Genomic DNA, 21,361 nt, shown 5'->3' on the forward strand with positions numbered 1-21,361 from the left:
ACATAGGCGCCGCCGGCTTTAAGAATCGCCAACAGCCCGATCACCATCTCCAGGCTGCGCTCCACCGCCAGCCCTACCAGCACATCCGGGCCAACCCCGTGTTCGATCAGTTGATGGGCCAACCGGTTGGCCCGCTGATTGAGCTGGCGATAGCTCAGGGATTGCTGGTGGAAGACCACGGCCACGGCCTCGGGCGTGCGCTCGACCTGTTGTTCGATCAGGTGGTGAATGCCCTGGGTGGCCGGGAATTCAACCCGGGCCGGGTTCCAGGCGTCGATGCTCGCCTGTTGCTCACCGCTATCCAGCAACGCCAGGTCGCCAATGCGCTGACTGGCATCGGCCACTATCGCGTGCAACAGGTTCTGCCAGTGCTGCGCCATGCGCTCGATGGTCTGCGGCCTGAACAGTGCGCTGCTGTATTCAAGGCTGGCGTGAATGGCCTGGGGTTGGTACTCGACCTCCAGGGCCAGGTCGAACTTGGCTTCTTGCTGCTCCAGGGGAAGAAATTCCAGTTGCAGTTCGCCCAACGCCATGGGGCCTTGTTGCTGGCCGGCGACACGCCAGTTGAACAGGGTCTGGAATAACGGGTTGGCTTGAGTCCTGCGCTGCACGTGCAGGTCTTCGATAATCAGCTCGACCGGGTAGTCGGAGTGCTCCAGGGCGGCCAGGGACTCTTGGCGCAGGCGCTGCAGGAAGTCGAGCGTGGTCAGGCTGTGATCCAGTTGCGCCCGATAGATCAGGCTGCTGACAAAAAAGCCAACCAGGTCTTGGGTTTCACTCTGGTTTCGGGTGGCGTTGGGTACGCCCACGGTGAAATCCTGCTGGTTGCTGTAGCGGCCCAGCAACAGTTGCCAGGCCCCCAGCAGCACCACGAACGGCGTGAGCCCATGGGCCTGGCAAAAGGCATTGAGGTTGCGGCTCAGCTCGGGTGCCAGGCTCAGCGAATGAGACGCCGCCGGGTGGCGGGTGTCCGGGGCCACGAGGAAGTCAGCGGGCAGTTCAAGAGGGAGGATTTCCTCGCCCAGGTAGGTTTTCCAGTAGGCGGCCGCGGCGTCGTGCCGGGGTGTGCGTGGGTAATCCCGGCGTTGCCAGCGCGCGTAGTCGTGATATTGGATCGCCGGTCGCGCAAGGCGGCCTGGAGCGTCACGGCCAGCCAGTTCATAGGCTGCGCCCAGGTCTTGCATGAGGATCGGGTTGGACCACGCGTCCGAAACGATGTGGTGCATGTTCAGCAGCAGTACGTGCTCGTCAGGCGCCATCTTCAGCAGTGCGCCGCGAATCAGCGGCGCCTGGCTCAGGTCAAAGGCTCGCCCGGCCTCTGCGTCCAGGCGGGTGCGCAGGGGCTGGCGGCGTTGCGTCGGTTCCAGTGTCGAGAGGTCCTCCAGCGCCAGCCTGAGCCGTGCCTCGGGCACCACCACCTGCCGGGGCTGCCCATCGATCTCGAGGAAGGCGGTCTTGAGAATGTCGTGTTTATCAATGATGTGTTGCAAGGCGACCTGCAGCACGGTCGCGTCCAGTGCACCACGCAGCTGGATGGCCCGCGGCAGGTTGTAGGCGCTGCTCTGGGGCGCCAGTTGTTGCAGGAACCACAGCCGTTGCTGGGCGAAGGACAGTTCACTTGGCCCTGACTCGGTCGCGCGCTGGATGGACTGCTCACTACCAGCCTCGTCGGCCATCAACAAGGCCAGCAGGTCGTCGTCAGGTAGTTGGTTCATTTGATTCATGATCGATCTCGTCGCCGTCGGCAGAGGAAATAAGCGTTGTCATGAAGACGAAGTGTGGCGGGGGGGATTTAGGCGCATCTGGGAGGGGACGGCGAGCGGCTGGGCGCTCGCCGGGGTGCTGCTGATATCAGGCGAAAGCCTTGTCGCTGATGACCTGGCCGGTTTCCATGCGCACCAGTTGGTCGGCGACGTCGAAGTAACGATCGTCGTGGGAAATGACAATGATGGTCTTGCCGAGTTTTTTCAGGTCCGGCAGCAGTTCGGTGTAGAAGATCCGGCGGAAGGTCGGGTCCTGGTCGGCGGCCCATTCATCGAACACCAGCACCGGGCGTTCATCCAGCCAGGCATTGACCAGGGCCAGGCGTTTGCGCTGGCCGGTGGAGAGGTCGGTGGTGGTGAAGGCGCCGTTGCGCACGCTGACCTTGTGGGCGATTTCCAGACGCTCCAGGTATTGCCCGGCATCGGGTGGCAGGGCCTTGTCGTTCTGCACCAGTTCATCGAACAGGTAGTAGTCGGCAAAGATGGTGGTGAACAGCTGGCGGTAGTCATCCAGGCCCTGGGCGTCGACCGTCTTGCCGTTGAGCAGGACCTGGCCCTGTTGCGGGGTGTAGAGGCCCAGCAGGAGTTTGATCAGGGTGGTCTTGCCGCAGCCGTTTTCGCCGACGATAAACAGGATTTCCCCCGGTTCGATGCACAGGTTAACCGGGCCCAGCTTGAACGGGACGCTGCCTGGCACCGTGGGGAAGGCGTATTGCACGTCGCGCAGTTCAAGGCGCTTGAGCGGCGTCGCGGGGTGTTCGGCGGCACTCAGCAGCAGGTGCGGCTCCGGCGACGAAAAGCGTTCGGACAGGTCGGCAATGCGGCGGAAGGCCACCTGCGCCCGGCTGATGATCGGGATGTTGCCGATCAGGTTCTCCAGTGGGCCTTTCATGTACAGCAGCACCAGCACGAAGCCGCTCATGACCGCCGGATCGGCCGCCGGCCACAGCGATTGCAGGGCCAGCGCCAGGCCGATCACCACGAAGAACAGCATCGAACCCAGGCTCTTGGCGATCACGAAAATATTGATCGAGCGGATATGGGTATCGCAGATGTGATCGGCAGTGCCCTGGATATTGCGGGTGAACATGGCGTGCCGGCGAGGGCGGTGGATACGCAATTCCTTGGCGCCCTCGGCGATGGCCTGGTAGTGCTTTTGCAGGTTGTCCTCGGCTTCTCGCGCGGCATAGAAACCCTTGACGCCCTTGGTCTGCGCCACGTATTGCACCGCCGAGCCGACGCCGATGGCGATCAGCGTCATGAGGAAGATCGGCCACGACAGCACCGCCAGATACCCCAGGCAGCCCATCACCACGGTCAGGGAAATGGCCAGGGGGGCGAAGGCGAAGGCGAAGTCGCTGATGGTGTCGACGTCGTGGGTCAGCACCGGAATCAGGCGGTGGGTGCGATAGCGTTCGATCTGCTCGATGGGCGCCGCCAGGACCTTGGCGCCCAGGTCCTTGCGCAGCTTGGCAATGATCTTCTGGCCGACGAAGTTGGTGCCGATATCGGCGGCAATGGTGCTGAGCAAGGCCAGGGCGCACAGGCCGGCAAAGGCCAGGACCACGCCTTTGCTCATGCCGTCGGCGTTGTGCAGGCCCTGGTTGACCGTGGCCAGCAGCGCCGTGACGCTTAGCCCGCCGACGATGCCCAGAAGAATGGAAGAGATCACGATAGGACGATAGGGCTTGAGCAGGCTCAAGAGTTCGCGAATGGCGCTACGGGGTGCTGCGGTCATGAAACTACCTCGGTCGCGACGTGACTACGTGCTAAGGGCGAGTGGAGGCCCGCGTCGAGGCTTGGGTTCGCCTGGCGAGCTGTCTGTAAGAGGACGAGTTCGGGGGAGGGGGATTTAGCCCTTGTTGCGTGACAGGGTGCAGTCGATTCGATGGGCGGTGAGCGCGGCCTGCCAGGTTCCTCGGCGGGCCGGCGCTCCCCGGTCTGAGCTGCTTACAGATCGCGCATCACGCGAAAGCCCAGCCAGTCACCGGCGGTTTTCGAACAGCGATCGTTGCGGTTGCCGGAGCGGGAAAAGATCGGGGCCTCGGTCCAGTCGTTACCGCGCATGGCCCGGTAGTCGCAGTCGTCATCGGGGTTGGGTTGGTCGGTCCAGGCGCTGCCGTCGGTGGGGGCGCCGACGTAGTTTTCGTGGATGATATCCGCCAGCCATTCGTAGACGTTGCCGTGCATGTCATACAGGCCAAAGGCGTTGGGCGGAAAGCTGCCAACGGGGGCGGTGTAGCTGAAGCCGTCTTCCGGGCCGTAGGTGTTGGCGTGTTTGGCGATGCTGTATTCCTTGCCTTCATCGAACGGGAAGGGGAAGGGCCCCTTGCTGCCCGCCCGGGCCGCGTATTCGCGCACCGATTCACTGGGCATGCGATAGGCCTTGCCGGTTTTCTTCGACAGCCAGGCGATGTAGCTCTGCGCCTCGTGCCAGGTCAGGCACACCGCCGGCTGGCGCGGCGACACCGGGTAGCGGGGCTTGCCGGCAATGCATTCGCGACCGGGGCGGGCGTCTCCGTCGGGCATCGTGTAGCCGCTTTCGCGCAGGTAAACCGCCCATTCGCCAGCGGTCACGGTGAAGCGGCTGAGGGCGAAAGGCTTGCTGAAGGTCACTTCATGCATCGGGCCTTCGTCAGGCTGGCGCCCGACTTCGTCATCCGGGGTGCCCATGATGAAACTGCCGCTGGGCAGCACGACCATTTCCGGGCAGTCCCGGCAGTCCTTGAACACCTGGCCGGGTGCGGGCGGCGCGGCGGCCTCGGCGGCGCTCGGCAGCAGGGCACCGAGCAGTGCGGCCAGGGCCAGGGCGGGCAGTGAGAAGGCGGCGCGCAGCGCGGGTAGCGGGAAGCGGGGCATCGTGGGTCTCCAGTGAAAGGGGCGCAGGATTCAGAGCTTTTGGCTGAGCAGGGTCATGAAACGGTCGACTTCGGCCTCGGTGTTGAGCAGGCCCGGAGCGGTGCGGATCACCGGGCCGACGTCGCGATCAACGGCATCGGCGACCACGCGGTTCTGCATCAGGTAGGCCGCGACCTTGTCGCTGTCCTGGCCCTTGACCCGGAAGAACGTGAAGCCGGCCGAGTACTCGGGGCTCAGGGGCGTGACCAGTTCGATGGAGGGGTGCTCCAGCAGGCGCTGCTTGAGGTAGCTGTTGAGTGCATGGATCCGTGCCTGGACCTCGGCCTTGCCCAGTTGCAGATGCAGTTCGAAGGCCTTGCTCAGTGCCCAGCGATGCTCGAAGGCGTGATAGCCGCCCGGGGACATCGAAGTGGCAAAATTGTTGTCTTCGGAGAAGGTCGGCATGCTCGGGGTGATGTCCTTGACCTCTTCCGAGCGGGCGCAGACCAGGCCCGTGCCGCGCGGGCCGAACATCCACTTGTGGGTGCCGGCGATAAAGAAGTCGCAGTGCATATCGGGAAAGCTCAGGTCCTCGACGCCAAAGCCATGCACGCCATCGATCACGTAGAGGATGCGGTCCTTGTCGTCGCGCTCGCGGTTGTGCTCGGCCACCAGCTTGCCGATTTCCCCGACGGGCAGCTTGACCCCGCTGCCCGACTGCACCCAGGTCATCCCCAGCACCCGGGTATTGGGCCGGATACTGCGGGCAATCGAGGCGATGACCTCGTCCGTCGACACCTGGTGCGGGTCCTTGAACAGCCTGATCTGGCGAACCTGGGTGCCTTCCTTGCGGGTGCGGTACTCGAGCACGCACTGGGTTGAGTAGTGTTCGTGCTCGGTGGTCAGGATTTCCTGGTCCGGCCGCACATGGATGCCGCCGTAGACCATGGCCAGGCCTTCGGTGGTGCTGGCGGTCAGGGCGATCTGGCCTGGCTTGGCTTGCAGGTAGCGGCCGGCCCAGAGGCGCACCTCGGCTTCGTGCTTCCAGGTTTCTTCGCGGTCCCAGTCCATGGCCAGGCCGGGGTTGCGGTCGAGCCAGGCGCGGTGCTGCTCGATGGCGTCGCGCACCGGCTTGGGGTGCGGGGCGATCAGGAAGTTGGAAAAGTGGATGTAGTCGGGGTCCAGCACAAACAGCTGGCGCAGCTGTGCCCATTTGTCCCGGGGCAGGCCCGGCAGGGTGGCGGCCAGGGCGGGAGCCCCCAGGCTGGCGCCCAGAGGCAGGGTGGCGGCCAGAATGCCGGCCTGCTTGAGGAAGGTTCTACGATCGGTCATGGACGCGCTCTACTCGGCGGAAGTCTTGGTGGGTTTGGCGGCTTTTTGAACTTGATCCCACACGCGCAGGAAGTTGCCGCCCCAGAGTTTGGCGATGTCGGCTTCGGAGTAGCCGCGAGTGATCAGCTCGGCGGTGACATTGCGGATTTCGCTGACATCCTTCCAGCCTTGCACGCCGCCGCCTTCGTTGAAGTCCGAGCTGATGCCGACGTGATCGATGCCGATCTTCTTCACCGCGTAGTCAATGGCGTCCCCCAGGTCCTTGAGCGTGGCCTTGGGCTCTTCTTCGAGAATGGCGTAGAGCGCATTGGCGTACTCGCCGAAGCGCTGCTCGGGCCAGACGGTAATGATCGGGTCCCCGGGCATCAGGGCAAAGGCCAGGTTGGGCAGCGGCTGCAGGTCGAAGCGCGCGCGCAAGGTGTTGAGCTTGTCCCGGGTCGGCTGGCTCAGGGGCTTGAGGTAGGCCGGGAAGCCGACAATCTGCACCACCCCGCCGTTGTCCTTGATCAATTGCAACTCGTGATCGCTGAGGTTACGCGGGATATCCACCAGGGCCCGTGGCGCCGAGTGCGAAGCAATGATCGGGCTGCGGCTGAGCTGGATGACCTGCTCCAGGGCCTTGGTCGACATCTGCGAGACGTCGATGATCACCCCCAGGTCATTGAGCCGGTGCACCGCTTGCTGGCCGATGGGCGACAGGCCGTTGAGGGCGTCCGGTGAGTCGTTGAAGAAGGGCAGGGGCCGCGAAGAGTCGGCCCAGTCGTTGTTGCCGACATAGCTGAAGCCGAACATGCGCATGCCGCGCGCGGCCCATTGGTCCAGCAGGTTCAGGTCGTTACCCAGGGGGTAGGCATTGAGCATGCTGATGAAAATCGCGAACTTGCCTTCGCCATGCAGGCGGCGGAAATCGTCCGGGGTGTAGGCGATGGCCACCTGGTTGGGGAAGTCGCGGACCATGCCGGAAATGATCTTGTAGCGAATCTCCTGCTGGTTGCGGGCTTCGTCGACAAAACCGGGCGTCGGGCGGTGTGGCGCGTTGGGGCCATTCCACATTTCCGGCCAGCCGAAAATGGTCAGGGCCGCGCCGGAGAGGCGTCCACGGTTGGCCTTGACCAGGTCGAACTGCCCCGAGCCGTCCTTGTCGACTTCGTTGCCTTCGGCGCCGAAGTCCAGCGGGACGGAGATATGGCTATCAAAGGAAATGATCCGCTCCTGCAACTCGCTCGCCTGTTGCATCACCTTGAGCGGGTAACCGGAGTTGTCCTTCCACAGGTAGTTCCAGGCCAGGAAGCCGGCACCGATGGACACAGCCAGGGCCAGAGGCAGGCCGATATAAAGAGCCTTCTTCGAACGCGGTTTTTTCATTGCCATCTCAGTCAGGTTCGCCGTTGAGGTGCGGGTGCATGGGGCCTTTGCTATCTGGGAAGAACGAGCGGTGGCCGGACAAATTTACTGGGCACCGGCGTACCGGTGCCGGCGGCCTAAATTTGTTCGCCAACTCAACGTTCTAGCTTGGATAAAGCCTGCTTCATGGCTGACACAGGTAGGGCGATGACGATTTCTCGACGAGGTTTCATAGCCGGTTTGGCACTGACGGGCGCTGCGGTGCCCGCGGCATACTTTGCCCATCGTGAATTGACCCGGGTCGACGAGCCCGTGACCCCGGGGGAGGCCAGCGTCGACCTGCCGGACACGGCCGGGCGCCAGTTGGCGGACACCTTGCGCGGCGTCTGGAGCCTGCGCTTCGAAGGTCGTGATGGCGGGTTGCAAGGCCTGCCTCACGAAGGCCTGGAGCTGTTTCTCGACATCGCCCCGCGTGGACGCGGCTTACGGGGTTACCTGGATACGGCGCAGCGCCTGCGTGGCGAAGATGAGCCTCGTTTTCAGGTGCTGGGCGACCTGGCGCCGGCCGATCCCGCCCACCTGAGCTGGCGCCTGATCGACCCGAACGCGGAGGACGGGGCGCCCAGCTATGAATTTCGCATGGTGCTGGATGAGGTCTGGGCCAGTTTCGGCAATGCCGGCAGTGGCACCCTCAGCGGGCGGGTGCTGAGCCTGGATCGGCCCCTGGCCTGGCTCGAGCAGGACAACCGTTTCATTGCGGTCAAGCAGGTGTTTCCCGAGGCCCGTGAGCGGATCGGCTTGCAGCCGGCCTTGCTGGCCTGGCTGGTGTCGCCCGAGCACCGCCTGTTTCACCAGCTGTGGCATGCCTCCCGGGATCAATGGCACGAGCTGTCCGAAGAGCGGCGCAACGGCCTGCGCGGCATTGGCTGGCAACCCGGGCCGCGGGACCGCGAGCGTGACGCCCGTGGCCTGCGCAAGGATCGCAACGGGTCCGGGATTGATTTCTTTTTCATGCATCGGCACATGCTCGGCACCGCGCGCTCCCTGCAGCCGCTGCCGTCCTGGCGCCGCTTCCCGATGCCGCAGCCGGAACTGCTGCGCGACCGCGCGGGTTTCGCGCGCTACTTCGACAATCACGATGGCTACGCCTTGCCGCCGACCTGGCTGGCTGAAGACGATGCCGAGTACACGCAGTGGGTCAGTGACATCAAGAGTGCCGAGACCTACAACAGCAACTTCCAGGTCTGGGAGTCGCACTACCGTGACCCGGCCTATCTGGCGAAATTGACCCTGGGCCAGTTCGGCTCGGAGGTCGAACTGGGCCTGCACGATTGGCTGCACATGCGCTGGGCCTCGGTGCCGCGTGACCCGTCCAACGGCGCGCCGGTGCCCAAGGCGCGCAATCCGGACGATTTCGCCGCGCGCTGGTTCGAGCCGGAAAACGATTTTCTCGGCGACCCGTTCTCCTCCCATGTGAACCCGGTGTTCTGGTCTTTCCATGGCTGGATCGACGACCGCATCGAGGACTGGTTCCGCGCCCATGAGCGTTTTCATCCGGGTGAAGTGACGCGGCTGGAGGTCAACGGTGTGCCCTGGTTCGCCCAGGGACGCTGGGTCGAGGTCGGTGACCCGTGGCTGGGGCCGGTGACCCATGGGTGCAGCACCACGCCGGGGTTGCAGGCGGGCAAGTCGATGGAGATGGACCCGGAGACCATGAAACTGGCCCTGCGCATCACCTTCGGCAGCGACAAGGACCGGCTCGCCCAACTGTTGCGCAAAGTCCCGCAGCGCCCCTGGTACGCGCGTCACCTCAAGGTAACGCCGGCGTAGCTGTTGCGAGTGATCTGCGGCTACCGCCTGTAGCCGCTGCCGAGCCTGCGAGGCTGCGCTGGCCCTGTCAGGCGACCCTCACATTCCTGACACTCCACGGCGCCCATTTCGGCCAGCGCAGCCTCGACACTCGCCCTAGGTGCCGGGCCTTCTAGCGCTGAGCCCTGAAGAGGTTTCGCTTTGTTTTGTAGGGCATTTCCTAGAGAATCCAAAACGCCTTTGAGCGGCTTGTACCCTCTTCTGGCCTCAGGCAGTCTTCAGCCGTCGCTGCAAAAAACAGCGGCCCGGATGTGGAAGTCTGGAGCTAAAGACGTGCAGCCGTTTTATTCGAAAACCTCCACCGACTCGGTGCTGGTGACCTCGATTTATGGCGGCTGTGCGTAGGGCACCTTCGGGTGCGCCGGGATCCTTTAGCTCCGGTCTTCCACACCTGCGCATGGCTGCCACCCTCTCATGTGGAAGTGATATTGGGCGGTTTTCCTTAAATGCTAAAGGAACCAATCTCATGAAAAAGCTCGTCCCCGATCCACCTCGGCAACGACGCCGCGACCCGGAACTGGATCGCGCCAACGCCCACCTGCTCCAATCCCTGAAAAACACCCGGCATCGCCCTTTTGGCCTGCGCGATGCCCAGGGCCATGCGCTGTTCGCGGTGCAACCTGGGGTCAACGCCGAAGACGCGCTGATGCACGTCGCGCTGCTGCTGAAATGCGCCGAAGAGGTGTCCGATGAAATCACCGAACGCGCCAGCGGCATCGAACGCGGGCTGATCTGGTCCATGGTGCATTCGGTGGAAATGGCCCGGGCGGTGGTGGAAGCACTGCTCGATGGCGCCCGCCCCCGGGATTAACACCGCTGTAGCCGCCGCCGAGCCCGCGGGCTCGACAGCGGCTACAGGGTTTGCCAGCCGCCGCCCAGGGCTTTGTAGAGGGCGATGCTGGCTTGCAGGCGCAACAGGCGCAGTTGCACGTTGAGGTCCTGGGCGGCGTAGAGGGTGCGTTGGGTCTCGAGGACGGTCAGCAGGTCGACCGCCCCGGCCTGGTAGCGGCTTTGTGCAATCCGGAAGGCGATCTGCGCCTGGTTCAGTTCTTCGTCCTGCCACTGCCGGCGCTGGTCGACGCCGCTGATGCTGTTCAGGGCTTTCTCGACATCGGCAAAGCCGTTGATGATCGTGCCGCGGTAAGTCTCCAGCAACTCCTCCTGGCGCGCCCGGGCCTTGTCGCGCTCGGCGCTCAGGCGGCCGTTGTTGAAGATCGGGGCCACCAGGCCGGCGGTGAGGTTATAGAACGGGCTGCGCAGGATATCCCCGGCGCTGTTGGCCCCCGAACCCAGGTTGGCCGTCAGCGTCACGCTGGGCAGCATGGCGGCTCGGGCCACGCTGACATCGGCCTGGGCGGCGGCCAGCCGGGCTTCGGCGCCGGCAATGTCCGGGCGGCGCTGCAGCAGCTCGCTGGGCACGCCGGCGGCAATCTCCGGCCAGCGCAGCTCGGCGAAGGATTGCGGCCCCAGTTGCAAGGCCTGCACGGGCTGGCCGAGCAGGGCGGCGAGGGTGATCATCGCCTCCGCCGCCTGTTGCCTGAACAGCGGCAACTGTTGCTGCTGGGCAGCCACCAGGCTTTTTTGCTGGGCCAGCTCCAGGGCGGTGGCGGAACCCGAGTCGTAGCGGGTCTGCACCAGCCGCAGCACGCTTTGGGCGTTGGCCAGGTTCAGTTCGGCAATCCGTTGCTGTTCGCCCAGGGCCAGGGCCTGGGTGTAACTGTTGGCGACACCGCTGAGCAGGGTCAGCTCCACGGTGGCCTGGTCGAATTCGCTGGCGCGCACCCCTTCCACGGCGCTGTCGCGGGCGGCACGCTTGCCGCCCCAGAAGTCGATTTCGTAGCTGGCGCTCAGGCTGGCATCGAAAGAGTCCACGGCCTTGTTGTCGGTGTCGGCATCCAGCTGGCTGTAGCCGTTGCCCCGCAGCAGTTTCTGCCGATTGGCATTGAGCCCGCCCTTGATCTCCGGCAGCAGCGGCGCGCCCGCGACCACGGCACTGGCCTGGGCCTGGCGGACGCGGGCGATGGCGGCCGCCAGGTCGTAGCTGCCGCCTCGGGCTTGTTCGATCAGGCGATCGAGGTCGGGGCTGGCGAACTGGGTCCACCACTGCTGGTTGCTGCGCTGGGTGCTGGCGCCGGTCGACGAATACCACGAAGCCGGTGCCTGCAGGCCGCTCTCCGGGCGCTGGGCGGTGCCGCCGCAGGCCACCAGCAGCAGGCTGGCGGCCACTAGGGTCAATTGCGCTTTCATAGAATGGTCATTCACTGGTAAGGGCTGTGACCGGATCAAGCCGGGCAGCTTTGCGAGCCGGCATGAAGCCGAAAATAACCCCGGTGACCAGGGCGCAGCCAAAGGCGCCCAGCACGGCAGGCAGGGAAAAGGCCACGGCCACATCACCCACGATCAGCAGGCCGCCCAACAGCATGGCCAGGACGATACCGGTCAGGCCGCCCACCACCGAGAGCATCACCGCCTCGGTGAGGAACTGGCGCAGGATGTCTCGCTGGCGGGCGCCGGTGGCCATGCGGATGCCGATCTCCCGGGTCCGTTCGCGCACCGTCATCAGCATGATGTTCATCACCCCGATACCGCCCACCAGCAGGGAAATCGCGGCAATGGCGCCAAGCATCAGCGACAGGGTGTTCTGGGTTCGGGCTTCGGCCTGGATCATCGCTGCGTTGTTGGTCAGGACGAAGTCGCGCTGGCCTTTGTGCAGCTTGAGCATCAGTTCATCGATGGCCTTTTCGGTTTCCTTGACCTTCTTCGCATCGGCGGCGGCGATCACCACGTACATCGGGTTGGGCGAACTGAACAGACGAATGTTGGCTGCCGAGTAGGGAATCATCACCCGGATATCGCTGTCCTTTTCTCCTGAGCTGGCGCCCTTGCCGGCCAAGACGCCGATGACCTGGAACGGCACGTTCTCCACCAGGATGTACTGGCCGATGGGGTTGATGCCGGTGAAGAACTTTTCCCTGACCTTTTCGCCGATCACCGCCACCGCCGCGGCGCTGGCTTCGTCGGCTTCGGAGAAGAAACTGCCTTGCACCACCGGCCAGTTGAAAATCTCGGGGAACAGCGTGTTGCTGCCGCCGGTATAGACCTCGTAGTCGACGTTGCCGAAGCGGATATTGGCGTCGTCGCCGTTGACCGGCATGATCATTTTCACCTGGGGCAGGCTCGCCAGGGCGCGCACGTCATCGAGGCTGACCACGCCGCGCGGTGCCCGGGGGCTGGGGGAGATGCCGTTGAGGTAAATGATGTTCGAGCCGAACGCGCCCATCTGCGCCATGACCTGGCGCTTGCTGCCTTCGCCCACCGCCAGCATCACCACCACCGAGGCCACGCCGATCACGATCCCGAGCAGGGTCAGGGCGGTGCGGAAGCGGTTGACCCACATCACCCGCCAGGCCGCTTGCACTGCGTCCACCAGTTCGCCTTTCCAGGCGCCGTTGTGTTCGCTGCCCTCGCTCAGGCGCTGGCGCAGGTCCACCGCTTGCAGGGCGCCGCTGTTGGCGCTGGCCTGGACGTCCGGTTGGTGGTCGGCGCTGTCGCTGATGATTTCGCCGTCGCGGATTTCGATGATGCGCTTGGCGCGGGCGGCGACTTCGCGGTCGTGGGTAATCAGAATCACCACGTGGCCCTGGTCGGCCAGCTCGTCGAGCAGGGCCATGACCTCGGTGCCGCTGTGGCTGTCGAGGGCGCCGGTGGGTTCGTCGGCGAGGATGATATGGCCGCCGTTCATCAGCGCCCGGGCAATCGACACCCGTTGCTGCTGGCCGCCGGAGAGCTGGTGCGGACGGTTGCCGGTGCGGCTGGCCAGGCCCAGGCGTTCGAGCAGGGCGGCGGCGCGGGCATGGCGCTCGGCGGCCGGGGTGCCGGCGTAGATCGCCGGCATCTCGACGTTTTCCTGGGCCGAGGCCGAAGGGATCAGGTGGTAACCCTGGAACACAAAGCCGAAGGCCTCGCGGCGCAGCCAGGCCAGTTCGTCGCTGCCCAGTTGCGCCACGTCTTCGCCGGCGAAGCGGTACTCGCCGGACGTCGGGCGATCCAGGCAGCCGAGGATGTTCATCAGCGTCGATTTGCCGGAGCCGGAAGCGCCGACGATGGCCACGAATTCGCCGGCGTGGATCGCCAGGTCGATCCCGCGCAGCACGTCAACTTGCGGCGTGTCGCCACCGCCGTAGGACTTGCGGATGTTCCTGAGGTCGATCAGCGGGGTCAACATTCAACCTCCGCTGGCTTCGGCCGGGCCGATCAGCAGGTGATCGCCTTCGTTCAGGCCGTCCAGCACCTGAATCCGCAGGCGGTCGCTGATGCCGACCCGGACTTCGCGCTCCTCGATGGCGCCGTTTTTCGCCACCACCCGGGCGATCTGCCGGTCGGCGGCGGTGCTGCCCTGCAGGGCGGCAATGGGGGCGGTCAACACGTTCTGCGCCTGGCTGGAGACAAAGAACACCTGGGTGGTCATCTCCGCCATCAGCGCGTTGTCGTTGTTATCCACATCCAGCAGCACGGTGTAGAGCACCACCCGGCCACTGCCGCTTTTGCTCGAACTGTTGGGGCTGCCGCCACCCTGGGCGGTTTCGTTCAGCGGCTTGGGCGGGATCGGCAGGATCTGGCGCACGGTGCTGGTCCAGCGCCGGTTGCCCCCGCTCAGGGTGGTGAAGTAGGCGGTCATGCCCGGTTTGACGTGACCGATATCGGCCTCCGACACCTCGGCCCACACCGTCATCGGCGACAGCTTGGCGATCCGCAGGATCAGCGGTGTCTGCTGCTGGGCGTTGAGGGTCTGGCCTTCGCGGGCGTCCACCGCGACCACGGTGCCGTCCATGGGCGCATAAATTCGCGTGTAGCCAAGCTCGGCCTGGTCGCTGCGCAGGCTGGCCTGGGCCTGACGGATCTGCGCCTTGAACATGTCGATCCGCGCCTGGGTGGCCTTGAGTTCGGCCTGGGCGGTCTGCACGTCTTCTTCACGGGTGGCGCCGCCGGCGGCGAGGTTTTGCTGGCGCCGGAACTTCTGCTCCGCCAACTGGTGCTGGGCGCGCTGTTCCTGCAGTTGGGCTTGCAGGTTCTCGATGGAGAAACGGCTGGCGTCGAGCTTGGCCTGTTGCGTGGCGGGGTCGATTTCCACCAGCAATTGGCCTTCCTTGACCTGGTCGCCGGCCTCGACATGGATCTTGCGGATCTGCCCGGAGGCCTGGGCGCCGACGTCCACATAACGCCGGGGCTGCAAGGTGCCGAGGGCGGTCACGCTGCTTTCGATGTCGCCTCGGCTGACCTGCACGGTGGCAAATTGATCTCGCCCTGCGGGCAGGATCTGCCAGGCGGCAACGGCAATAACGGGGATCAGGCAAAGTGCTACAAGCAGTGCGCGTCGGGTATGACGGGGACGTTTCATGCAGGGTTCCGGCCAATGGAAAAATCGGCCCGTGGTCCAGATATTGCCCGAGCTGGGGCGCCGCTGAACGCTGCCGGAAGGGTCGGCAGACACGGGGGCTGTCAAGTATACGAAGTTCGGCGGAGTGGATTTAAGCCCGGAAACATAGGGTTACAGGTATGGATTCACAGAATAAACCTCGGGCACAGCGTTAGCGCTTTAAATCTACATGAGAATTACTATAAATTGCGTTGCTTATAAACTGCCATCATTTTGATGCCCTGCACAAGCCCTGGCGGAGCGTCGTACTCAAGGACAAAAGTCCCTCTTTTTTTGGGGGCGGGAGCCATGTTGGAAAACTACTATCGCGAGCTGGTGAGTTTCCTCAACGCCAAACTGGGCAACCGCCAGGTGGCCGAAGATGTGGTGCATGACGCGTATGTGCGGGTGCTGGAACGCACCCGCGACACCCCCATCGAGCAGCCGCGCGCCTATCTCTACCGCACCGCGCTGAACCTGGTGATCGACGGCCACCGGCGCAACGCGCTGCGTCAGGCCGAGCCGCTGGAGGCGCTCGACAACGAAGAGCGTTTTTTCAGCCCTTCGTCGCACACCGGCATGGACCACAGCCAGCGCCTGGACATGCTGCAACGCGCCCTGGCCGAGCTGCCGGCCCTGTGCCGCGACAGTTTCCTGCTGCGCAAGCTCGAAGGCCTGTCGCACCCGGAAATCGCCGAGCGCCTGGGACTCTCCCGCAGCCAGGTGGAAAAACACATCGTCAACGCCATGAAACATTGCCGGATGCGCGTGCGTCAGTGGGACAGCCACTGATCCTCCTGGGTTAAATTTTTTTTCATTGTCCTCGTTCCTACTCAACAGACGACCTGCTGTCTTGCCATGGGCCGACCAGGTCACCGTCGCTTTCTCCCCGCGTTGAGGGGCTTATCCAGAGGACACTGGAAATGACACAGGCAATTGCATCGGCCACCGTTCACGACTTGATTGGTATTGGTTTCGGCCCCTCGAACCTGGCGCTGGCCATTGCGCTGGAGGAACGCGGCCAGGTTCAAGGCCCGTTGGACGCGCTGTTTCTCGACAAGCAGCTGGACTACCGCTGGCACGGCAACACCCTGGTCACCCAGAGCGAGTTGCAGATCTCGTTCCTCAAGGACCTGGTGACCCTGCGCAACCCCACCAGCCCCTATTCCTTTGTCAATTACCTCAAGCACCACGGGCGCCTGGTGGACTTCATCAACCTCGGCACCTTTTACCCGTGCCGCATGGAGTTCAACGATTACCTGCGCTGGGTGGCCTCGCACTTCCAGGACCAGAGCCGCTACGGCGAAGACGTGCTGGCCATCGAGCCGGTGCTGCAGCACCAGCAGGTCGAAGCCCTGCGGGTGATTTCCCGCGATGCCCAGGGCCAGGAGCAGGTGCGCACCACCCGTTCGGTGGTGGTCAGCGCCGGCGGCACGCCCCGGATCCCTGAAACCTTCCAGGCGCTCAAGGATGACCCTCGGGTGTTCCACCATTCCCAGTACCTGGCGCGCATGGCCGAGCAGCCCTGTGTCGCCGGCCAGCCGATGAAGATCGCGATCATTGGGGGCGGGCAGAGCGCGGCCGAGGCTTTTATCGACCTCAACGACAGCTTCCCGTCGGTGCAGGTGGACATGATCATTCGCGGCTCGGCGCTCAAGCCGGCCGACGACAGCCCGTTCGTCAACGAAGTGTTCTCGCCGGAATTCACCGACCTGGTGTTCCAGCAGGCCAGCAGCGAGCGTGAGCGCCTGGTCAACGAGTACCACAACACCAACTACTCGGTGGTCGACATCGACCTGATCGAACGCATCTACGGCATCTTCTACCGGCAGAAAGTCTCCGGGATCGCGCGCCACGCCTTCCGCACCCTGACCACCGTCGAGCAAGCCACTGCCAGCGCCCAGGGCGTGGAACTGGTGCTGCGCAACAACGCCACCGGCGAACGTTCGGTGCAGCATTACGACGCGGTGGTCCTGGCCACCGGCTACGAGCGGCAGATGCACCGTCAACTGCTGGCCCCGCTGCAGGAGTACCTGGGCGAGTTCGAAGTCGACCGCAACTACCGCGTGCTCACCGACGAGCGCTGCAAGGCCGGCATCTATATGCAGGGCTTCAGCCAGGCCAGCCATGGCTTGAGCGACACGCTACTGTCGATCCTGCCGATCCGCGCCGAGGAAATCGCCGGCTCGCTGTATGAACATGGCAAGAGCCGTGGCCATAGCCGCTCGGTCAGGGATGTGTTATTGGCCACGGCGAGCTGATCGGCCCCAGCGAACAGGCCCCCGAGACCTTGTGGCGAGGGCGCTTGCTCGCGCTCGGCCACGCAGCGGTCGCAAACAAGGGGGGGGCGGTGTGCCTGACAAACGCGCGAGTGCGGTGTTGGGCATGCGCCGCCCTGGCGCGCGGTCGGGGGCCCCAAGCGAGCCACAAGGGGGCTGGAGTGCTGGGGGTTTTTAGCGCCGATTGCAGTGGGTCATGTGCGAGGGCTTTGCCCTCCAGCGGGAGCAAGCTCCCTCGCCACGGGGGCTGCTTTTTGTGCGCGATAGGTGGTCGATTTTGCTGTTTGTCCCTCTCTTCCTGAACCTCCCCTGAAGAACTATCTGATTGCAATATCAGACTCGTCCTATTGATTTACTCTCGAAATATCGCGGCGTAAGCTGCGCGCGATTTCATCAATAGCGGAGACCCGGAGTGGGGACTTGTTCGAGTGACAGTAGTCGGCCGGTTGCGATAACCGGCGCATTCTCGGCTCGATAACGCGCAGCTTCTTGTGCCGTTATCTCGCCATGCAGCGAGAAGCGGCACCCCGATCGCGGCCAGCTCCGGCCGCTTTTCGATGTCTCTCTCAACGACTCTGAACAGTGCGTGATGCCAGGCCCCAAGCCTGACTCGCGCTACGGACGCGCAGGTTCAATCCTGCGGGCCGCAACCGCCTGGGCGTCGTTCCAGTGGGGGGCGGCCGTGCCTGCCGAAGGTTTTCCCTGGGCTGACCGCTAGGGGCACCACCATGAACCTCACTCTGTTGAAAGAGTTTTTCGCCGGCTTTCTGCGGACCCGGCATTTCTCCCGGCATTTTCGTCGCCTGGCGCTGCTGGAAAGCTTCAGCGACGCCAGCGTCAGCCGGGAAGTGCCGCCGACGCTCGCGCAAACCCTGGTCGGCGCGGCCAACAGCGATGCCACCACCCTGCTCGACAGCCTCGGCAGCCACACCGACGGCCTGAGCCAGGAGGAGGCCGACAGCCTGCAGGCCCGGCATGGCCTCAACGAGGTCGAGCACGAGCAGCCCCTGCCGTGGTGGGTGCACCTGTGGCACTGCTATAAAAACCCGTTCAACCTGCTGCTGACCCTGCTGGCGGTCATCTCCTGGCTGACCGAAGACATGAAGGCCGCCACGGTGATTTTCTCCATGGTGGTGCTTTCGACCCTGCTGCGGTTCTGGCAGGAGGCCAAGTCGAACAAGGCCGCCGATGCCCTGAAAGCCATGGTCAGCAACACCGCCACCGTGATCCGCCGCGACTTCAGCCCCGACGCCGCGATGCCGGCGGCACGCCTGCCCGGCGCGACCCTGGCCAACCGCGGGGCGCGGACTTTCGAACTGCCGATCAAGCAACTGGTGCCGGGCGACCTGATCGTGCTCTCGGCGGGCGACATGATCCCCGCCGATTGCCGGGTGCTCAGCGCCAAGGACCTGTTTGTCAGCCAGGCGGCGATGACCGGCGAATCGATGCCGGTGGAGAAGTTTCCGCGCCAGCAGGACGAAGGCACCAGCAACCCCCTGGACCTGGACAACATCCTGTTCATGGGCACCAACGTGGTCTCAGGTTCCGCCACCGCGCTGATCCTCACCACCGGCAACAGCACCTATTTCGGCGCCCTGGCCCAGCGCGTCGGTGCCACCGATCGCGCGCCCACTTCGTTCCAGACCGGGGTCAACAAAGTCAGCTGGCTGCTGATCCGCTTCATGTTCGTGATGGCGCCGCTGGTGTTGTTCATCAACGGCTTCACCAAGGGCGACTGGATGCAAGCGCTGCTGTTCGCGCTGTCCATCGCCGTGGGCCTGACCCCGGAAATGCTGCCGATGATCGTCACCTCGACCCTGGCCAAGGGCGCGGTGTTTCTGTCGCGCAAAAAAGTCATCGTCAAGCGCCTGGACGCGATCCAGAACTTCGGCGCCATGGACGTGCTGTGCACCGACAAGACCGGGACCCTGACCCAGGACAAAATCTTCCTCGCGCGGCACGTTGATGTCTGGGGCCTGGAGTCCGACGACGTACTGGAGATGGCCTACCTCAACAGCTACTACCAGACCGGCCTGAAAAACCTGCTGGACGTGGCCGTGCTGGAGCACGTCGAAGTGCACCGCGAACTGCAAGTCGGCACCGCCTTCCAGAAGGTCGACGAGATCCCGTTCGACTTCACCCGCCGCCGCATGTCGGTGGTGGTGGCCGAGCACGAACATCCGCACCTGCTGATCTGTAAGGGCGCGGTGGAAGAGGTGCTGGCGGTGTGCAACAAGGTGCGCCATGGCGAATCCGAAGAGGCCCTGAGCGATGAATTGCTGGCGCGGATCCGCCAGGTCACTTCCGGGCTCAACGGCGAAGGCCTGCGGGTGGTGGCCGTGGCCGCGCGATCCATGGCCCCGGGGCGCGACACCTACAGTCTGGCCGATGAGCAGGACCTGACCCTGATCGGCTACGTGGCCTTTCTCGATCCGCCCAAGGAAAGCACCGCCCCGGCGCTGCGGGCCCTGGCCGAGCATGGGGTGGCGGTCAAGGTGCTGACCGGCGACAACGAGCTGGTCACGGCCAAGATCTGCCGCGAGGTCGGCCTGCAGCAGCAAGGCCTGCTGCTGGGCAACGACGTCGAGCGCATGAGCGACGCCGAGCTGGCGCTGGCGGTGGAAACCACCAACGTCTTCGCCAAGCTCACCCCGTCCCACAAGGAGCGCATCGTCCGCCTGCTCAAGGCCAACGGGCATGTGGTCGGCTTTATGGGCGACGGCATCAACGACGCCCCGGCCCTGCGCACCGCCGACATCGGCATTTCGGTGGACAGCGCGGTGGATATCGCCAAGGAGGCTGCCGATATCATCCTCCTGGAAAAAAGCCTGATGGTGCTGGAGGAGGGCGTGCTGGAAGGCCGCCGGACCTTCGCCAACATGCTCAAGTACATCAAAATGACCGCCAGCTCGAACTTCGGCAACGTGTTCTCGGTGCTGGTGGCCAGTGCCTTCATTCCGTTTCTGCCGATGTTGCCGATGCACCTGCTGGTGCAGAACCTGCTGTACGACATTTCGCAAATTGCCATTCCCTTCGACAACGTCGACGAAGAAATGCTGAAAAAACCACAGCGCTGGCAGCCGGCGGATGTCGGGCGTTTCATGCTGTTTTTCGGGCCCATCAGCTCGATCTTCGACATCACCACCTTTGCCCTGATGTGGTACGTGTTCGACGCCAACACCCCGGACCACCAGACCCTGTTCCAGTCCGGCTGGTTCGTGGTCGGGCTGCTGACCCAGACCCTGATCGTGCACATGATCCGCACCCCGAAAATCCCGTTCCTGCAAAGCCGCGCGGCCATGCCGCTGATGGTCATGACCGGGATCATCATGGCGGTCGGCATCTTCCTGCCCATGGGCCCGCTGGCGCACTACTTCAAATTGCAGGCGCTGCCGTCGCTGTATTTTGTGTTTTTGCCGGTGATATTGCTGGCGTACATGGCGCTGACCCAGGCGGTGAAGGGCTTCTATGTGCGGCGTTTTGGTTGGCAATAGGAGGGGCAGCGGCGAGCTGCAAGCGGGGTAGTGCAGGCTTCAGTTTTTGTGGTGAGGGAGCTTGCTCCCGCTGGAGGGCGCAGCCCTCCCAAACCAGCCCACTGAGCAGTGCCTGATACACCTTGTCGCCCGGTTTTTGGGCGGCTTCGCCGCCCAGCGGGAGCAAGCTCCCTCGCCACGCAGGGGCTTGTGCATTTCTTTGCCACAATAGACGCAGGCTCCCCTTCAACAGATGTTCATCTGCCCCTGGCACAGTGGCCCGTGCTGCTTTGCCATTTCGCACAAGGACCCTGCCCATGCAAGCCATCGACAACATCAACCTGACCTCCTTGGTCGACACCCTGGTCAGCCTCAGCGCGGCGTTTGTGCTCGGTGGCTTGATTGGTTTCGAGCGCCAGTATCGCCAGCGCACGGCCGGGTTGCGGACCAATGTGCTGGTGGCGGTGGGGGCGGCGATTTTTGTCGACATGGCCAACCGCCTGGGCGGTGCCGAGGGCGCGGTGCGGGTGGTGGCGTATGTGGTGTCGGGCATCGGCTTTCTCGGGGCCGGGGTGATCATGCGCGAGGAGGGCAATGTGCGCGGCCTCAATACCGCGGCCACGCTCTGGGCGTCGGCGGGTGTCGGGGCGTGCGCCGGTGCCGACCTGATTCTGGAGGCCTTGCTCGGCACCCTGTTTGTGTTGGCGGCCAACACCCTGCTGCGGCCGATCGTCAACAACATCAACCGCCAGCCGCTGGATGTGATCTCCGCCGAGGTCACCAATATCGTCTACGTCATCGCCCAGCGCGCGCGGCAAAAGGCGGTGCTGGCGCTGCTGGAAGCCGAGCTTGAGCGCAGCAACTACCCGGCCAGCGACGTCGACGTGCATGCCTTTGGCAGCGAGGAGGTGGAGATCGAAGCGACCCTGGCCACCACCTCGGTCGACGGTGACGAACTCGATGCCCTGGTGGCGCGGCTGTCGACTTCGCCGCTGGTGCAACAGGCGTTCTGGAGCCCGAGCACCACCGAGTGAAGCCTCGTCACCG

At 64.3% G+C, this 21,361-nt stretch carries 14 protein-coding genes; 6 read left to right on the forward strand and 8 right to left on the reverse strand.

Annotated features, from left to right (window positions below; all coding sequences use genetic code 11):
* From CF161_RS05145 to pvdM, 5 genes are all read right to left on the reverse strand, one after another.
* A partial coding sequence (locus CF161_RS05145; RefSeq protein ID WP_020295505.1) for a condensation domain-containing protein occupies positions 1–1,715 on the reverse strand: 1,715 nt, incomplete at its 3' end.
* A 136-nt stretch (positions 1,716–1,851) separates the two neighbouring features.
* A complete protein-coding gene (locus CF161_RS05150) occupies positions 1,852–3,501 on the reverse strand; it encodes a cyclic peptide export ABC transporter (RefSeq protein WP_020295506.1) in 1,650 nt (549 codons plus the stop codon).
* Between the two features lie 212 nt (positions 3,502–3,713).
* Complete coding sequence (locus tag CF161_RS05155; protein ID WP_020295507.1) at positions 3,714–4,622, reverse strand: formylglycine-generating enzyme family protein; 909 nt, start codon at positions 4,620–4,622, stop codon at positions 3,714–3,716.
* Between the two features lie 30 nt (positions 4,623–4,652).
* Positions 4,653–5,933: an aminotransferase class V-fold PLP-dependent enzyme gene (locus CF161_RS05160; RefSeq protein ID WP_020295508.1), complete on the reverse strand. Its 1,281-nt coding sequence runs from the start codon at positions 5,931–5,933 to the stop codon at positions 4,653–4,655.
* A 9-nt stretch (positions 5,934–5,942) separates the two neighbouring features.
* Positions 5,943–7,298, reverse strand: a complete 1,356-nt coding sequence (pvdM, locus tag CF161_RS05165) for a pyoverdine-tailoring dipeptidase-like protein PvdM (protein WP_020295509.1) — start codon at positions 7,296–7,298, stop codon at positions 5,943–5,945.
* Positions 7,299–7,484: 186 nt separating this feature from the next.
* On the opposite strand from pvdM, the gene CF161_RS05170 reads away from it, so the two are divergent.
* Both CF161_RS05170 and CF161_RS05175 read left to right on the forward strand, forming a co-directional pair.
* On the forward strand, positions 7,485–9,107 hold the full coding sequence (locus CF161_RS05170) for a hypothetical protein (RefSeq protein WP_020295510.1): 1,623 nt from the start codon (positions 7,485–7,487) through the stop codon (positions 9,105–9,107).
* A 505-nt stretch (positions 9,108–9,612) separates the two neighbouring features.
* Positions 9,613–9,957 (forward strand): DUF6124 family protein, encoded by a 345-nt coding sequence (locus CF161_RS05175; RefSeq protein ID WP_020295511.1) that lies wholly within the window; start codon positions 9,613–9,615, stop codon positions 9,955–9,957.
* Between the two features lie 41 nt (positions 9,958–9,998).
* Here the strand turns inward: CF161_RS05175 and CF161_RS05180 are convergent, their stop codons facing one another.
* Genes CF161_RS05180 through CF161_RS05190 form a run of 3 tightly spaced genes read right to left on the reverse strand, consistent with a single transcriptional unit; the run spans position 9,999 to position 14,544 of the window.
* Positions 9,999–11,393 carry an efflux transporter outer membrane subunit gene (locus tag CF161_RS05180; RefSeq protein ID WP_020295512.1) on the reverse strand — a complete coding sequence of 465 codons (1,395 nt, stop codon included), beginning with the start codon at positions 11,391–11,393 and terminating at the stop codon, positions 9,999–10,001.
* A gap of 7 nt (positions 11,394–11,400) precedes the next feature.
* Positions 11,401–13,371: a MacB family efflux pump subunit gene (locus CF161_RS05185; protein WP_020295513.1), complete on the reverse strand. Its 1,971-nt coding sequence runs from the start codon at positions 13,369–13,371 to the stop codon at positions 11,401–11,403.
* The gene (locus tag CF161_RS05190; RefSeq protein ID WP_020295514.1) at positions 13,372–14,544 is read right to left on the reverse strand and encodes an efflux RND transporter periplasmic adaptor subunit; all 1,173 of its coding nucleotides are present in this window, start codon (positions 14,542–14,544) and stop codon (positions 13,372–13,374) included. It lies immediately after the preceding gene.
* 327 nt (positions 14,545–14,871) lie between these two features.
* On the opposite strand from CF161_RS05190, the gene CF161_RS05195 reads away from it, so the two are divergent.
* The 4 genes from CF161_RS05195 to CF161_RS05210 all read left to right on the forward strand — a co-directional run bounded on the left by CF161_RS05195 (position 14,872) and on the right by CF161_RS05210 (position 21,348).
* On the forward strand, positions 14,872–15,354 hold the full coding sequence (locus tag CF161_RS05195) for a sigma-70 family RNA polymerase sigma factor (protein WP_043228678.1): 483 nt from the start codon (positions 14,872–14,874) through the stop codon (positions 15,352–15,354).
* 131 nt (positions 15,355–15,485) lie between these two features.
* Positions 15,486–16,823: a lysine N(6)-hydroxylase/L-ornithine N(5)-oxygenase family protein gene (locus CF161_RS05200; RefSeq protein ID WP_020295516.1), complete on the forward strand. Its 1,338-nt coding sequence runs from the start codon at positions 15,486–15,488 to the stop codon at positions 16,821–16,823.
* 746 nt (positions 16,824–17,569) lie between these two features.
* A complete protein-coding gene (gene mgtA, locus CF161_RS05205) occupies positions 17,570–20,335 on the forward strand; it encodes a magnesium-translocating P-type ATPase (protein ID WP_020295517.1) in 2,766 nt (921 codons plus the stop codon).
* Positions 20,336–20,631: 296 nt separating this feature from the next.
* The gene (locus CF161_RS05210; RefSeq protein ID WP_020295518.1) at positions 20,632–21,348 is read left to right on the forward strand and encodes an MgtC/SapB family protein; all 717 of its coding nucleotides are present in this window, start codon (positions 20,632–20,634) and stop codon (positions 21,346–21,348) included.
* Positions 21,349–21,361 lie beyond the last annotated feature (13 nt).

It is taken from the genome of Pseudomonas sp. CF161 (assembly GCF_000416215.1).
In the GTDB taxonomy this organism is placed as follows: Bacteria; Pseudomonadota; Gammaproteobacteria; order Pseudomonadales; family Pseudomonadaceae; genus Aquipseudomonas.

Coding starts and splice junctions, on each gene's coding strand:
- CF161_RS05175 (WP_020295511.1), top strand. CDS start 9,613: ATGAAAAAGCTCGTCCCCGATCCACCTCGGCAACGACGCCGCGACCCG.
- pvdM (WP_020295509.1), bottom strand. CDS start 7,298: ATGAAAAAACCGCGTTCGAAGAAGGCTCTTTATATCGGCCTGCCTCTG.
- CF161_RS05195 (WP_043228678.1), top strand. CDS start 14,872: ATGTTGGAAAACTACTATCGCGAGCTGGTGAGTTTCCTCAACGCCAAA.
- CF161_RS05155 (WP_020295507.1), bottom strand. CDS start 4,622: ATGCCCCGCTTCCCGCTACCCGCGCTGCGCGCCGCCTTCTCACTGCCC.
- CF161_RS05160 (WP_020295508.1), bottom strand. CDS start 5,933: ATGACCGATCGTAGAACCTTCCTCAAGCAGGCCGGCATTCTGGCCGCC.
- CF161_RS05190 (WP_020295514.1), bottom strand. CDS start 14,544: ATGAAACGTCCCCGTCATACCCGACGCGCACTGCTTGTAGCACTTTGC.
- CF161_RS05185 (WP_020295513.1), bottom strand. CDS start 13,371: ATGTTGACCCCGCTGATCGACCTCAGGAACATCCGCAAGTCCTACGGC.
- CF161_RS05200 (WP_020295516.1), top strand. CDS start 15,486: ATGACACAGGCAATTGCATCGGCCACCGTTCACGACTTGATTGGTATT.
- CF161_RS05180 (WP_020295512.1), bottom strand. CDS start 11,393: ATGAAAGCGCAATTGACCCTAGTGGCCGCCAGCCTGCTGCTGGTGGCC.
- mgtA (WP_020295517.1), top strand. CDS start 17,570: ATGAACCTCACTCTGTTGAAAGAGTTTTTCGCCGGCTTTCTGCGGACC.
- CF161_RS05210 (WP_020295518.1), top strand. CDS start 20,632: ATGCAAGCCATCGACAACATCAACCTGACCTCCTTGGTCGACACCCTG.
- CF161_RS05150 (WP_020295506.1), bottom strand. CDS start 3,501: ATGACCGCAGCACCCCGTAGCGCCATTCGCGAACTCTTGAGCCTGCTC.
- CF161_RS05170 (WP_020295510.1), top strand. CDS start 7,485: ATGACGATTTCTCGACGAGGTTTCATAGCCGGTTTGGCACTGACGGGC.